This window comes from Agromyces sp. NPDC056965, from assembly GCF_042673425.1.
Classification (GTDB): domain Bacteria; phylum Actinomycetota; class Actinomycetes; order Actinomycetales; family Microbacteriaceae; genus Agromyces.
This window is the reverse complement of record NZ_JBHURI010000053.1, coordinates 15,467-29,079: the sequence shown is the minus strand read 5'-3', so window position 1 is coordinate 29,079 and position 13,613 is coordinate 15,467. Positions and strand designations below refer to the sequence as shown.

Annotated in this window: 14 protein-coding genes and 1 tRNA gene; 8 read left to right on the top strand and 7 right to left on the bottom strand. The window is 69.4% G+C overall.

Annotation, left to right across the window (positions count from 1 at the left end; genetic code table 11):
• Positions 1-60 precede the first annotated feature (60 nt).
• The 6 genes from ACFTQE_RS13920 to ACFTQE_RS13895 all read left to right on the top strand — a co-directional run bounded on the left by ACFTQE_RS13920 (position 61) and on the right by ACFTQE_RS13895 (position 4,557).
• Entirely contained in the window at positions 61-1,035 is a 975-nt protein-coding gene (locus ACFTQE_RS13920; RefSeq protein ID WP_376925635.1) for a carbohydrate ABC transporter permease, read from the top strand.
• Positions 1,032-1,997, top strand: a complete 966-nt coding sequence (locus ACFTQE_RS13915) for a carbohydrate ABC transporter permease (protein ID WP_375836570.1) — start codon at positions 1,032-1,034, stop codon at positions 1,995-1,997. The genes ACFTQE_RS13920 and ACFTQE_RS13915 overlap by 4 nt, the downstream gene beginning before the upstream one ends.
• 58 nt (positions 1,998-2,055) lie before the next feature.
• Positions 2,056-2,454 (top strand): MmcQ/YjbR family DNA-binding protein, encoded by a 399-nt coding sequence (locus ACFTQE_RS13910; RefSeq protein ID WP_376925633.1) that lies wholly within the window; start codon positions 2,056-2,058, stop codon positions 2,452-2,454.
• Positions 2,455-2,541: 87 nt separating this feature from the next.
• A tRNA-Arg gene (locus tag ACFTQE_RS13905) sits at positions 2,542-2,614 on the top strand.
• Positions 2,615-2,828: 214 nt separating this feature from the next.
• Complete coding sequence (locus ACFTQE_RS13900) at positions 2,829-4,301, top strand: hypothetical protein (protein ID WP_376925632.1); 1,473 nt, start codon at positions 2,829-2,831, stop codon at positions 4,299-4,301.
• Entirely contained in the window at positions 4,264-4,557 is a 294-nt protein-coding gene (locus tag ACFTQE_RS13895; RefSeq protein WP_375836573.1) for a GNAT family N-acetyltransferase, read from the top strand. The genes ACFTQE_RS13900 and ACFTQE_RS13895 overlap by 38 nt, the downstream gene beginning before the upstream one ends.
• 285 nt (positions 4,558-4,842) lie before the next feature.
• Here ACFTQE_RS13895 and ACFTQE_RS13890 read toward each other — a convergent pair whose 3' ends face one another.
• The 6 genes from ACFTQE_RS13890 to upp all read right to left on the bottom strand — a co-directional run bounded on the left by ACFTQE_RS13890 (position 4,843) and on the right by upp (position 11,529).
• A complete protein-coding gene (locus ACFTQE_RS13890) occupies positions 4,843-6,198 on the bottom strand; it encodes a M20/M25/M40 family metallo-hydrolase (protein WP_376925631.1) in 1,356 nt (451 codons plus the stop codon).
• Positions 6,199-6,261: 63 nt separating this feature from the next.
• Positions 6,262-7,707: an anaerobic C4-dicarboxylate transporter family protein gene (locus ACFTQE_RS13885; RefSeq protein WP_376925630.1), complete on the bottom strand. Its 1,446-nt coding sequence runs from the start codon at positions 7,705-7,707 to the stop codon at positions 6,262-6,264.
• A gap of 99 nt (positions 7,708-7,806) precedes the next feature.
• On the bottom strand, positions 7,807-8,253 hold the full coding sequence (locus tag ACFTQE_RS13880; protein WP_376925629.1) for a MarR family winged helix-turn-helix transcriptional regulator: 447 nt from the start codon (positions 8,251-8,253) through the stop codon (positions 7,807-7,809).
• Between the two features lie 313 nt (positions 8,254-8,566).
• The gene (locus ACFTQE_RS13875) at positions 8,567-9,553 is read right to left on the bottom strand and encodes a hypothetical protein (RefSeq protein WP_376925628.1); all 987 of its coding nucleotides are present in this window, start codon (positions 9,551-9,553) and stop codon (positions 8,567-8,569) included.
• Positions 9,554-9,611: 58 nt separating this feature from the next.
• A complete protein-coding gene (locus ACFTQE_RS13870; RefSeq protein ID WP_376925627.1) occupies positions 9,612-10,394 on the bottom strand; it encodes a winged helix-turn-helix domain-containing protein in 783 nt (260 codons plus the stop codon).
• Positions 10,395-10,893: 499 nt separating this feature from the next.
• Positions 10,894-11,529, bottom strand: coding sequence for a uracil phosphoribosyltransferase (gene upp / locus ACFTQE_RS13865; protein ID WP_375836579.1), 636 nt, complete (start codon positions 11,527-11,529; stop codon positions 10,894-10,896).
• A 45-nt stretch (positions 11,530-11,574) separates the two neighbouring features.
• Between upp and tadA the strand changes: the two genes are divergently transcribed.
• Complete coding sequence (gene tadA, locus ACFTQE_RS13860) at positions 11,575-12,042, top strand: tRNA adenosine(34) deaminase TadA (protein WP_376925626.1); 468 nt, start codon at positions 11,575-11,577, stop codon at positions 12,040-12,042.
• Here the strand turns inward: tadA and ACFTQE_RS13855 are convergent.
• Entirely contained in the window at positions 12,029-12,649 is a 621-nt protein-coding gene (locus ACFTQE_RS13855) for a TetR family transcriptional regulator (protein WP_376925625.1), read from the bottom strand. The genes tadA and ACFTQE_RS13855 overlap by 14 nt on opposite strands.
• Positions 12,650-12,764: 115 nt before the next feature.
• Here ACFTQE_RS13855 and ACFTQE_RS13850 point away from each other — a divergent pair, with 115 nt between their 5' ends.
• Positions 12,765-13,550, top strand: a complete 786-nt coding sequence (locus tag ACFTQE_RS13850) for an SDR family NAD(P)-dependent oxidoreductase (protein WP_376925624.1) — start codon at positions 12,765-12,767, stop codon at positions 13,548-13,550.
• The last annotated feature ends 63 nt before the right edge of the window (positions 13,551-13,613 follow it).

The following is a 13,613-nucleotide window of genomic DNA, read 5'->3' as shown; positions in this document are numbered from 1 at the left end:
GGCCTTCCCCCGACCGCCCGCGCCGCGGCATCCGCTCTCTCCGACTTTCGAAGGACCCAGATGACCCTCACCGCGAAACCGCCCGCCGCGGACCCGCCAGCGGGCGAGCCCGCCCCGACGTCGATTCCCGCGCCGCGCACGCGGAGCCCCCGCACGTGGGTGCAGGGCGGCGGCCTCTCGACCCTCGTCTTCCTCGCGCCGATGCTCGTCGTGTTCGGGATCTTCAGCTGGTCGCCGATCGTGCAGTCGATCGTCATGAGCTTTCAGCAGACGAACCTCCTCGACCCGCCCACCTGGGTCGGCCTCGACAACTTCGCCGCCGTGCTCAGCGATCCGCTGCTCGGCACCGCGATCCTCAACACCCTGTACTTCGCCGTGCTGGCACTGCTCTTCGGGTTCCCGCTGCCGATCCTCGTCGCCGTGCTGATGAGCGAGGTGCGGCGCGGCAAGGGCTTCTACAGCGCGCTCGCCTACCTGCCGGTCGTCGTGCCGCCCGTCGTCGCCGTGCTCCTCTGGAAGGTCTTCTACGACGCGAGCCCGACCGGGCTCTTCAACACGATCCTCGGCTGGTTCGGCATTCCCGCCCAGCCGTGGCTGCAGTCCTCGGCGACGGCGATGCCCTCCCTCGTGCTCGAGGCGACCTGGGCCGCAGCAGGAGGGTCGATCATCATCTACCTCGCCGCGCTCCTCGCCGTGCCGCCGGAGCTCTACGACGCGGCCGAGGTCGACGGCGCATCGATCTGGAACAAGATCTGGCACGTCACGCTGCCGCAGCTCCGCGGCATCCTCTTCATCATGCTGATCCTGCAGGTCATCGCGACGGCGCAGGTGTTCCTCGAGCCGTTCCTCTTCACGGGCGGCGGTCCGAACAACGCGACCGTGACGATCCTGCTCCTCATCTACCGCTACGCGTTCCAGAACAGCCTCGGCGGCGACTACGGCGAGGCGACGGCGCTCAGCGTGATGCTCGCGATCGTGCTCGCGCTGCTCAGCTGGCTCTACTTCAAGCTCACGAACCGCTGGAGCACCTCATGACGACGACGCCGTCCGCACGGGACATCCGCCTGCCTCGGCTCTCGCTGAGGTCGCGCAGGGCCAAGCGCTTCGACGACGAGTCCCGCGACCGCGGCATCGTCTCGGACTTCGACGGCAAGAAGCGGGGCGTCAGGCTCGGCATGGGCGGCGTGCACTTCGCGCTCTTCGTGGGCCTCGTCGTCGCCGGCCTCGGCCCGCTGCTCTGGCTCGCGAAGTCGGCGGTGACGCCGACGCAGGACACCCTGCGCCAGCCGCTCGCCCTCTGGCCGAACGGCATCGACTGGCAGAACCTGCAGTCGGCGTGGGTCGAGGTGCACATCGACCAGTTCTTCTGGAACACGATCGTGATCGCCGCCGGCTCCTGGTTCTTCCAGCTGCTCGTGGCCACGACCGCGGGCTTCGCGCTGTCGGTGCTGCGGCCGCGGTATGCGCCGATCCTGAACGGCGCGATCCTCGTCACGCTCTTCATCCCCGCCGTCGTGCTGCTCGTGCCGCTCTACCTGACGATCGTGAACCCGCCGCTGCTCGGCGACGTGTCGCTGCTCAACAACTACCTCGCGGTCTGGCTGCCGGCCGCGGCGAACGCCTTCAACATCCTGCTCGTGAAGCGTTTCTTCGACGCGCTGCCGCGCGAGGTGTTCGAGGCCGCGCGCACCGACGGCGCCGGGCCGTTCCGCCTGTTCTGGTCGATCGTGCTGCCGATGTCGAAGCCCATCCTCGGCGTGGTCTCGGTGTTCGCGATCATCGCGGCGTGGAAGGACTTCCTCTGGCCGATGCTCGTGCTGCCGAACCCGGCCGTGCAGCCGCTCTCGGTGCGGTTGCCGGCCGTGCAGGGCTCGATCGAACTCGACGTGTTCCTCGCGGCGCTCGCGATCTCGACGCTCATCCCGGTCGTGCTGTTCCTCCTCTTCCAGGGCGTGTTCCTGCGATCGGCCGGACTCGGGGGCGCCGTCAAGGGCTGACGGTCGACGGATGCTGCGGCGCTCGCGTCATGTCGTCGGTGCGGCGTAGCGTGGGCCCGTGGAGCATCCCCGAGTCGTCGACCCGCGGCATCCGCTCGTCGAGCGGGTCCGCGCCGTGTGCCTCGCGCTGCCCGAGGCCGTCGAGGTCGAGGCGTGGGGTCGGCCGACGTTCCGCGCGGCCAAGCCGATCTTCGTGCACGTGAGCGCGTCGATGGAGCGACCGCTCTCGATCGTGCTGAAGACCGATCCCGACGAGCATCACGCGCTCGTGCAAGACAGCCGGTTCTTCGGCCCGCCGTACTACGACCGGGGCCGATGGGTCGGCGTCGACCTCGATCAGCCCGACACCGACTGGGAACTCCTCGCCGAGCTCATCGAGACCTCCTACCGGCAGGTCGCGAATCGCCGGCAGCTCACGGCGCTCGACACGCTCCGACCCGGGCACGCCGACCGCTGAGGCGACGCTCGATTGGCGAGATCTGAGCGCGTGCGTTAGAGTTACGTGGTTGCCTGATCGCGAAGCAAAGCGCAGGCGACAACCCATGCGCCCGTAGCTCAACGGATAGAGCATCTGACTACGGATCAGAAGGTTGGGGGTTCGAATCCCTCCGGGCGCACACTGGTTGAGACAGTGCAGAGAACGGCTCGCGAAAGCGGGCCGTTTTCGTTTTCCGGGCGCAGGCCCCACTGTGCACGCGCTTCACGGTCGCCCGCAGTTCGCTGGGAGTCTGCTGGGTATGGGCGTGGGGGACGCGCCCCGGGGGTGACGCGATCGCATGGTGCCGGTTAGGCTCGCGAACACGTCTGATTCTGGGGAACGAGAGTTCGGATATGAGGGGTGCGTTCGCCGGGGTCCACCCGGGGTCGTCGAACCGGGTCCTCGTCGTGCCGATGCACGCGGTGGTCGCCGACACCGCCGAACGCGTGGGGCGCGTTCGGCTCAGTGCCGTACGCTCGCGGCCGCTGGCCTCCCACGTGCGCCGTGTCTACGCCCTGCTGATCGCGGTGGCCGTCTCGATCGTGCTGTATCGCGCACTCGATCCGAGGTTCTCGGCGACGAGCGGTGCGCACGCGGTCGACGTCGTCTGGATGGTGCCGGCGCTCGCCGGTGGGGCGGTGGTGGGCGCGTGCCTCGTCGTGGCATCGGCGTCGAGCAGCGCGATCGCCGGGCTCGCACGGCTGGGGCTGCCGGCGCTCGGCATCGAGCCGCGTGCCATCGCGAACGGCCTGATGTGGGCGGCGATCGCGCTGCTCGCCGTGCACTTCACGTCGGCGGCGTTCGACGGGTTCCCCGGCGGTCACGAGGTGTTCGGCCTCCTCCTCGGCGGGGTGTTCGGCATCGGCACGTTCCGGCTCCATCGGGGCGCGATCGAGCACGAGGCCTATCGCACGTTCAACCTCGTGGCGATGCTGCTCGCCACGGGCAGCCTCGCCAGCATGAGCATCACGCCGACCGGCGACTGGTGGACGCACAACTTCAGCACGCTCGGCACCTCGAACGATCTCGCCGCGGCGTGCTTCAACGTCGCGATCATCGTCTCGGGCTTCGGCATGGCCGGTCTCTCGGCCCTGCTCACCCGTTCGCTCGCCCTCGGGCCGTTCGCGCTCAGGCCCGGCGCGCGCACCGTGATGCGCCTGCTCATCGCCCTCGTCGGCCTCAATCTCATGGGCGTCGGGCTCGTGCCGATCAACACCGACACCGACCTGCACAACACCTTCGCCGTCGGGGCTGCGGCGGCCTTCGCGCTGCTGTGCTCCCTCGTCCAGCTCTTCGCACCCGGCATCCCGCGCTGGTTCGTCTGCTTCTCGTATCTCTCCCTCGGTCTCGAGGCGGTCGCGATGGTGGCCTACGACCGGCTCGGGATCTTCAACCTGACCGTCTTCGAACTCGTGGCGTTCGCGCTCGTGTTCGCCTGGCTGATTGCGCTCGTCGTCGCGACGGTGCACGAGCACGGTCATCACCCGGCGGATGCCGCAGCACCCGCCCGACGCGTCCGTCGCTGCCGATCGAGGACCGTCGGTTCGCCGCGCCGTGCTCCCGAGTCGCTCACCGCCGTTCGGCTCACCCCGCGCGAACCGGCGGTGCGAGTGCTCGCGCGCAGTGCACCGCCCGGTGCTCGGTGCGACGGCCGGCGATTACGACATGTCGTGCCCGAGCGAACCGTTCGGTTGAGTGTCATCGCACCCCCACCGGGGCCCGCCCGCCGACGGCGAGGACTGCGCCGCTCACGGCGGGTCGGTCGCGATGGTCGAGTAGAGTCGCGCCATGGCCACCGACATCGTCGAAATCGTCCGCAACGATGACCGTCACCGCTACGACCTCACCTTCGGGGGCGAACGCGCGGGCTTCGCGCAGTATCGCCTCGACGACGGAGTGATCGTCTTCACCCACACCGTGGTGCTGCCCGAGTTCGAGGGGCGGGGCCTCGGCAGCAAGCTCGCCAGGTTCGCGCTCGACGACGCCGTCGCCCGCGGCGAGCGCATCGTGCCCGAGTGCCCGTTCATCGCCGCCTACCTGCGCCGGCACGAGGAGTACGAGGCATCCGTCGACTGGCCCTGATCGCCACGGCCCCGACGTGCCCCCGTCGCCGCCGCGACGCCGGGCATGGGAGCGTTTTCACCCCCCAATCGGGGCAGTATGCACCGGTCGACCGGGCGGATACGATTTCGAGCAGACCCCGCGTCGACCCCCGTGCCGACCTGCTCGCGCCGTCCCGGCGAGCAGCGAGATCGAGACTTCTCCGACCGGCGGGACAAGCTCGCCGGGCTCAGTTCGGGTCGCTCGGCGGGAGTGGTCTCCCTTGGAGACCGCGGTGGGGCGGGAGGTAGGGTTCCCGCCCCACCGTCACGCCCGCACGCCGGCGGCGAGTCCCCGGATGAAGAGGGTCTGCGCGGCGATCATCCGCTCGATCTCACCCGGGTCGACGGACTCGTCGGACGCGTGGATGCGAGACTGCGCGGTGTCCTCCGCGCCCCAGAGCACGATCGCCGAATCCGGCGCGACCTTCTGCAGCGAGGCGACGAGGGGGATCGACGCGCCGCTGCCGATCGACTCGACCGGCGCGTCGTAGGCCGCTTCGAGCGCGGCCTCTGCTGCGACGATCGCCGGATGCGAGGCGTCGACGGCGAACGGATGCCCCGTCTTCACCTTCGCGACCTCGACCTCGCAGTTCCACGGCCGCTGCGCCCGCAGGTGCGCCATCAGCGCATCGAGTTGCGCGTCGGCATCGGCGCCGGGCACGATGCGCATCGAGAGCTTCGCGGTGACGGAGGGCAGCAGCACGTTCGACGCCTCGGCGGTGTTCGGCAGGTCCATGCCGAGCACCGTGACCGAGGGCTTGGCCCAGATGCGGTCGGAGAGCGAACCCGTGCCGAGGTACTCGACGCCGGGCAGGATCGCCGAGCCCTCGCGGTAGACGTCCTCCTCCATGTCGGCGCCGCTCCAGTGCCCGCTGTCGACGCCGGGGATGACGGTGTCGCCGTGCTCGTCGTGGAGCGTGTCGAGGATGCGGATCATCGCCGTCATGGCGTCGGGGGCCGCGCCGCCGAACATGCCGGAGTGGACGGGGTTGCCGAGGGTGCGCACGGTCACGGTGCACGCGACATCCCCTCGGAGCGCGGTCGTCAGACCCGGCCGGCCGACGCGCTGCGGGCCGATGTCGGCGATGACGTAGGCGTCGGCGGCGAAGAGCTCGGGGTTCGCCTCGACGAAGGCCTCGAGGTGGGAGATCGTCTCCTCCTCGCCCTCGACGAGGATCTTCACCCGGCACGGCCGGTCGGCGCCGAGGAGCTTCAGGGTGCCGTAGTGGATGACGAGGCCGGACTTGTCGTCGGCGGCTCCGCGACCGTACATGCGCCCGTCGTCCTTGGTCACCGGCTCGAAGGGTTCGGAGGACCAGCCCTGGCTCTCCGCGGCGGGCTGGACGTCGTAGTGCGCGTAGAGCAGCACCGTCGGCGAACCCTCGGGCCCAGGCAGGTCGGCGTAGACGCACGGATAGCCGTCGGGCACGTCGAGCAGCTTCACGCCGGCCGCACCCGCCGCTTCGAAGAGTTCGACGACGGCCGCGCCCATGCGGTGCACGGGCTCGGGGTCGAATCCCGGAAATGCGACGGACGGGATGCGCACGAGCGCCTCGAGGCGCTCGAGCACCTCGGGCATCATCTGCGCTGCGGCGGACTTCACGTCGGCGGCGTCGGTCATGGAATTCCTCCTCGGCTGGATGGTGTGGAGATTCGGGCGCGCGTCATGACGACGCAGCGCGACTCAGGCGGGGACGACGAGCTGGATCAGGAGGCCCGACCCGACGACGGCGACCCACGAGACGAGCATCGGGATGGTGAACGAGTGCCAGACCGGCACCTGGGTCAGCTTGGTCGAGCCCGTGAGGTCGGTCTCGACGGCGGCGATCTGCGAACCGTTGGCCGGGAACAGCCAGACGCCGATGAGCGACGGCCACATCGCCGTGATGACGCCCGGGGCGAGCCCGGCGGCGAGGGCGATCGGGATCATCGTGTTCGTCGTCGCCGACTGGCTCGTGGTGAGGCCGCAGACGATGAAGAGCGCGACGGCCAGGAGGAGCGGGTTCGCCTCGATCATCGCACCGAGCGGCTCGATGATCGTCTCCTCGTTGGCCGAGATGAAGGTGTCGGCCATCCACGCGATGCCGAACAGCGCGACCGCGGCGACGAAGCCCGCCCGCAGCAGCGGCTGCTCGACCACGAGGGACGGCTTGACCTTGCGCACGAGGATGATGACGAGGGCGACCGTGAACATGATCATCTCGATGATCGTCGACATGCCGAGCGGCACGAGCTCGCCGGTGTCGTCGGGGAACGCCGGCCGCAGGCCCGGGAAGAGGCCGAGCAGCACGATGAGCAGCGTGCCGGTGACGAAGATCCACGCGGCGGTCGCGCCGCCCGGGGGCACCGGGTGCTCGATGCGAGCGGGGGGCACGTCGGCCGCGGCATCCGAACCGCCCGTCTTCGTGGCCGTCGCCGTCGTCGTTCCTCCGACCGTGGTGCCGCCGCCGACCTTGGCCTCGTAGCGGGCCTTCAGCGCAGCGGGCACCTCGACGGTGCCGTCGGCGACGCGCTTCATGAACACCGGGTCGTCGAGCAGGTCCTTGCCCACTCGCTGCTGCACGAGGGACGTGGCGATGCAGGCGACGAGCGCGGCGGGAACCGTGATCAGGAGAATCTGGGGCAGCCCGTAGCCGGTGCCGTCCATGAGCACCAGGTAGGCCGCCATCGCGGCCGAGACCGGGCTCGCCGTGATGCCGAGTCCGGAGGTGACGGTCGATGCGGCGAGGGCGCGCTCGGGCCGTTGACCGTTGCGGTACGCCGTCTCGTAGATCACCGGGATCAGCGCGAAGAAGATGTTCGAGGTGCCCGAGAGCACGGTGAAGACGAACGCCACGATCGGCGCCACGTAGGTGAGACGCTTCGGATTGCGCTGGATGATCTTCGACGCGATCGAGACGAGGTAGTCGATGCCGCCGGCAGCCTGCATCGCCGACGAGGCCGTGATCACCGCGATGATGATGAAGAACGCATCGATCGGGATGGCGCCCGGTGGCAGTTGGAACACGAACACGAGGATCACCGTGCCGACGACGCCCCAGAGGCCCAGGCCGATGCCGCCGGTTCGGACACCGAGCACGATCGCGCCGATGACGATGCAGGCTTGCAGGATGACGAGCACGATGTCCATGACTTCCCCCCAGGAACCCAGACCCACTGTCTGAGCTGAGAGTAATGCCGCGGAGAGTCGCACGTCTACACCGACTCGCGCGGAATCCGCGAGGCGCCGCTACGACGCCTGGTCGAGTTCTCGGCGCAGCCGGTTGCAGAGGTCGGCGAGCGTGCGGAGCTCATCCTCCGACAGGCTGTCGCCGAACTGGCGATTGATCGCGTCCATGTGGGTGATCGCGACGCGGCGGAAGAGGTCGAAGCCCTCCTCGGTGATCGCCACGATCGTGCCGCGGCCGTCGCGAGGGTCGGGCAGCTTCGCGACGAGGCCCCGAGTCGTGAGCCGATCGACGAGCCGGCTCACGCTCGGCTGGGTGATGAGCACGTTCTGGTTCAGGTCCTTGAGGCGCAGGCGCCGACCGGGCGCACGCGTGATGTTGAAGAGCACGTCGTACTCGTTGAGCGAGATGACGTCGCTCGGGAACTCGGCCGCGAGCGCGCGCATGATCGAGACCTGCGCACGGAACAACGATTCCCATGCGGCCACCGTGATCGCGCGATCTGCCATGCGGGGTCCCTTCGGGTTGTGGGCTGATCCCACAATAGGGAACCACGGGAGGAATCGGTCAGCGACGGGAACCGGTCAGCACCCGGAAACGGTCAGCAGCCGGAATCGGTCGAGCCGGTCAGTAAGGCTGGCGTTGTCCCTCGACCGTCACCGGGAGGAATCGGTTGAGGGCCGGTCGTAGAGGCTGACGACCGGCCCTCTCCCTTGCACCAAGAGTGTCCTGCAATCACATTCCGCACCGCCTGCCACAGCAAACAAGCGGTGCAGTTCCGAATATATAACGGATCGGTAACAGGCGCTAGTTATCGTTCCGTTATTTTTCGTACCAGGTTGCGATGGAGATGTAGGGGACCACTGAGCCGCTCCCGGAATCGTGGTTGAGGGCGACGGATGCCCCGTCCAGGGCGATGCCCTCGAGAACGGGTTCGTCGACCACGAGCTCGCCGATCACGCGGCTGCCGCTGCCGTCGGCGATGATCAGGCGCCGCCCGAGCTGCTGGAACTCGAAGTCGGTGCCGACGAGACGGTCGGCGTCGTCGATACCGATGAGTCGGCGCATCCCGAGGTTCGCCCCGCGTCCTGAGATCGCGAGCGTCGTAGGGTCGAGCATTGCGATCGCGCCCTCGGACTCGACGACGGCGTAGCGTTCGGGGTCGAGCCCGTGAGAGTTCTGCCAGGCGTGCCGAGTCCCGGTGACGACGGCGATGCGATCTCCGAGATCGATCGCATCGACGCCGATCGGGACGTCGACTCCGCTGCCTCGCTCGAGACCATTCGCCGCCGTGAGCGCCCGCCCGTGACCGTTCGCGAAGCTCAGGAGCACGCGCCGATCGTCGCGGTGATGCACGAAGTCCGGGCGCTCGAAACGCAGTCGGCCGAGCACGGCCATGCCGTCGAGCGACACCATCGCCGAGGTGGCGGCGAAGCGCTGCACGAGCAGCACCGTGTCGCTATCGAGGCGGAGTGGAAGGGTGGCTTCGGTTCCGAGCCCCTTCGTCAGCGTGCGCCGCACCGTCGACGTCGCGATGTCGAACTCGTGAAGCCCATGGGTGCACACGAGCCAGGCTCGATCGCCGTTCTCGGAGGCGACGACACCTCGAAGCTGCCCTCGAATGCCCTTGCGGACCGTCACCGCCCCGCTTCGCGGGTCGATGACGGCGAGGCGCACAGCTGCGCTTCCTTCGATCCACGTCGTGACGAGCGTTCCGTCTGGAAGACGTCGGAGGTGCGAGGGATGGGACTGGTACAGCTCCGCTCTGCGAGGCAGTTCGATGCGCTCCACCGAGAAGCCCAGGGGCATCCGCTCTCCTTCGTCGAAGGTCAGCGTAGCGTCGAGGGCGTTCGAAGTGCCGGTGGACTCAGTACAGGTCGGGGGAGGGCGTCGACGCCTGGCGGATCGAGACGTCCGCGTGGCGGTCGAAGCGGTAGCCGACGCCGCGAACCGTGCGCACGATGTCCTGGTAGTGGGCGAGCTTCGAGCGCAGGCGACGCACGTGCACGTCGATCGTGCGCTCGCTCGGAGCCTCGTCGTCGGCGTCCCAGAGGTTGTCGATGAGCTCGTGGCGATCGATCGTGCGCCCCTCGCGGAGCACGAGGTACTGCAGCAGCTCGAACTCCTTGTAGGTGAGGCCGGCGGCCTCGCCGTCGAGCAGCACGCGCTTGCGCGAGATGTCGATGATCACGCCGTTGGGGTGACGGTCGGCGTCGTCGCGGACGCCCTGGCCCTCGCGCTGCTTCGCGAGCGCCGACGGGTCCTGGAGGGCGAGGCGCACGACGTCGACGTCGCGGCCGCCCGCGCCTTCGGGTGCGAGTGCCACCGCGGCATACGTCTCGGCGGAGGGGGAGACCTCGGCGGTCAGCGTGCGCAGCGCCTCGACGATTCGGTGGAGGGTCGTGCCGTCGGCGAGGGCCTTGGCCTCGTCGATGCCGACGTAGAGCACGAAGCCGCGAGCTTCGGTGCCTTCGGGCACGGCGCGGACACGCGGGCTGCGGGCTGCGGCCTCGGCCGCGGCGGTCGGCTGCGAGACGTCGGCGGGCACGGAGCGGAGCGGAGCGGAGGCGTGCGCCGGTGCGGCTGACAGCGACGGTGCGGTGCGGGCCTGGACGGTGCGGATGGGAGCGGGAGCGAATGCGAGCGACATGACGGAGAATCCTTGCGTGAAGGGTGCAGCGACGGACCCCTGGAGTCGGGGTCTGAGCGAATGGCCGGACGGCCGGGCGAACCCCCGGATGCGGTGGGTTCAGAGGAGTCGGCGTCGATCTGGATGCGGATCGGCTGCGGAACTCGGCGGTGGGGTCGCGGTCAGCGGCACATTCGACAACACATGGCTGCACGTGCCGGCATCATCATGCCGGTCGTCCTGAGAGCGCCGTGGGCGGTCAGGTTGCGTGCGGTGTCTGTCATGAGCGTCAGTCAAACCGATCACCGAGCATGTGTCAATTCGTGACCAACGCATGACGGGGTGTGACGTCGCACGCGGTGCGCGATGCCGAGAGGCATCCGGCAGGATCAGTCAGCCCGTCGCAATGCTTGCAAGATTCTGCGATCAATTCGCAGTTTCAGAAATCTTCCGCGTCGGATCTCCGCCCCGGCGTGTCGAGGCTCGAAGATCCTTCGGCGAGTGAGGTTCGCGGTGGTGCTTATACCGTGCCGTACAGCCGGTCGCCCGCATCGCCGAGACCGGGCACGATGTAGCCGAGCTCGTTGAGGCGCTCGTCGACGGCGCCGAGCACGACGGTGACCTCGCCACGGCCCTCCATCGCCTGCTCGACCGCCGCGAGCCCCTCGGGCGCTGCGAGGATGCAGATGGCCGTGACATCCGTCGCCCCGCGCTTCAGCAGGAACTCGATCGCCGCGATGAGCGAGCCGCCCGTCGCGAGCATCGGGTCGAGCACGAAGCACTGGCGGTCGCTGAGGTCGTCGGGGAGGCGCTCGGCGTAGGTGGTGGGCTCGAGCGTCTCTTCGTTGCGCGCCATGCCGAGGAAGCCGACCTCGGCCGTCGGCACGAGCTTCGTCATGCCCTCGAGCATGCCGAGCCCTGCACGGAGGATCGGCACGATGAGCGGCTTCGGATCGGCGATGCGCACGCCGGTGGTGGGGGAGACCGGGGTGACGATGTCGACCGGCTCCACCCGCACGCCGCGCGTGCCCTCGTAGGCGAGCAGCGTCATGAGCTCTTCGACGAGCGAGCGGAACACCGGCGACGGGGTGTTCTTGTCACGGAGCACCGTCAGCTTGTGGGTGATGAGCGGGTGGTCGGCAACGTGGACTCGCATAGGCTCGAGTCTAGTTCGGGAGGGTCGCGCGCGGAGGGGGAGAACGTGGAGTTGCCGCAGCATCGTGAGTGGATGCGCCTCGCGCTCGCCGAGGCGGCAGAGGCGCCCGCGACGAGAGATGTGCCGGTCGGTGCGATCGTCGTCGACGCCGCCGGCGAGGTCATCGCCGCGCGTCGCAACGAACGCGAGCTGCACGGCGACCCGACCGCCCATGCCGAGCTCCTGGCGCTCCGCTCGGCCGCCGAGGTCACTGGCGACTGGCGCCTCACCGACTGCACGCTCGTCGTCACGCTGGAGCCCTGCGTGATGTGTGCGGGGGCGATCCTCGCGGCGCGCATCCCGACGGTCGTGTTCGGGGCGTGGGACGAGAAGGCCGGCGCCGCCGGATCCCTCTACGACGTGCTGCGCGATCGTCGGCTCAACCACCGGGTCGAGGTGTTCCCGGGCGTCGAGGCGGATGCCGCGGCGAAGCTGCTGCTCGACTTCTTCGAGGACCCGCTCAGGCGCTCGTGAGGCCCGCCGAGAGTCGGCGGAAGTTGTGCACGGCCCGATCGGCCGGTGAGCCGGGCCCGACCTCGGGGTCGTCGGTCTCCGCCCAGGCCTCGAGTGCGATGCGGATCGCGTCGGTCGCCGCCGCGGCGACGAGTCGTGCGGTGAGCTCGTCGACCGACGGCCCCGCCAACTCGAGGATGACGCCGCGCAGCTTCGTCTCGGACTCGCGGTTGGCTCGGTACCAGACGTTCATGAGGGCGGGGTCGTCGACGCCGGCCCGCAGCAGGCCCCGCGTCCAGTGGAGGCCCTCGATGACCTCGTCGGGCGGGGTGAGCGCTTCGGCGATGGCCCGCTCGATCGCCGTGAGCGGATCGACCGTGCGGTCGGATGCCGCGAGCAGCGCCCGCCAGTGGTCGGCGCCGACGGTGAGCAGCGGCGCGACGGCGTCCTCCTTCGTGCGGAAGTAGCGGTAGAAGGTGCGCAGGGCCACGCCGCCCGCGGCCGCGATCTCCTCGGCCGTCGTCGCATCGGGGCCGCGGTCGGTGAAGAGGCGGGCGGCGGCGCGGGCGAGCTCGAGCTGGGTCGCGGCCTTGCGGCGTTCGGTCAGCGTCGGGGGTCTCTCGTCCACGTTGGAAGCGTACGCGACGGCGCGGCATTCGTGTCGCTCATCGCCACACTGGCACAACGTGCCATGTAGGCGTAGCGTGTCTTGTATCTTCCCGAACACCGAAAGGTCACCAGTCATGAACCGTTACGAAGGACGCCGCGCGATCGTCACCGGCGCAGGCTCCGGCATCGGACAGGCCACCGTGCTGCGCATGCTCGCCGAGGGCGGCGTCGTCGTCGCCGCCGACGTGAGCGAGGCCGGCCTCGCCGACACCGTGAAGAAGGCGGGCGACGCCGCCGCCCGCCTGACGACCGTCGTCGTGAACATCTCCGACGAGGCGTCCGTGCGCGAGGGCGTCGCCGCCGCGGTCGCCGCGCTCGGCGGACTCGACGTGCTCGTGAACGCCGCCGGCATCCTCCGCTCGTCGCACACCCACGAGACCTCGCTCGAGCAGTTCCAGCAGGTCATCGGCGTGAACCTCGTCGGCACCTTCCTCATGATCCGCGAGTCGATCCCCGCACTCCTCGAGGGCAACGGCCCCGCGGTCGTGAACTTCAGCTCGACGTCGGCGGCCTTCGCGCACCCGTACATGTCGGCCTACGCGGCCAGCAAGGGCGGCGTGCAGTCGATGACCCACGCCCTCGCCGCCGAGTACGCGAAGCAGGGCATCCGCTTCAACTCGGTGCAGCCCGGCTCGATCTCCTCGGGCATGACCGACGGCAGCGGCGAGAGCAAGCAGAGCCAGGGTCCGGGCCTGCCCGCCGACGCCGACTTCAGCCTCTTCATGAAGCTCGCCCCGGCGATCACGCAGGGCTTCGCCGGCCCCGAGGCCGTCGCCGGCGTCGTCGCGATGCTCGCGAGCGACGACGGCGCATTCATCACCGGCACCGAGGTGCGCATCGACGGCGGCACGCACTTCTAGTCGCCGCTTGCCGTGAGGGGCGCCGTCGGGGTTCGTCCCGGACGGCGCCCGCTGCGTTGCGCG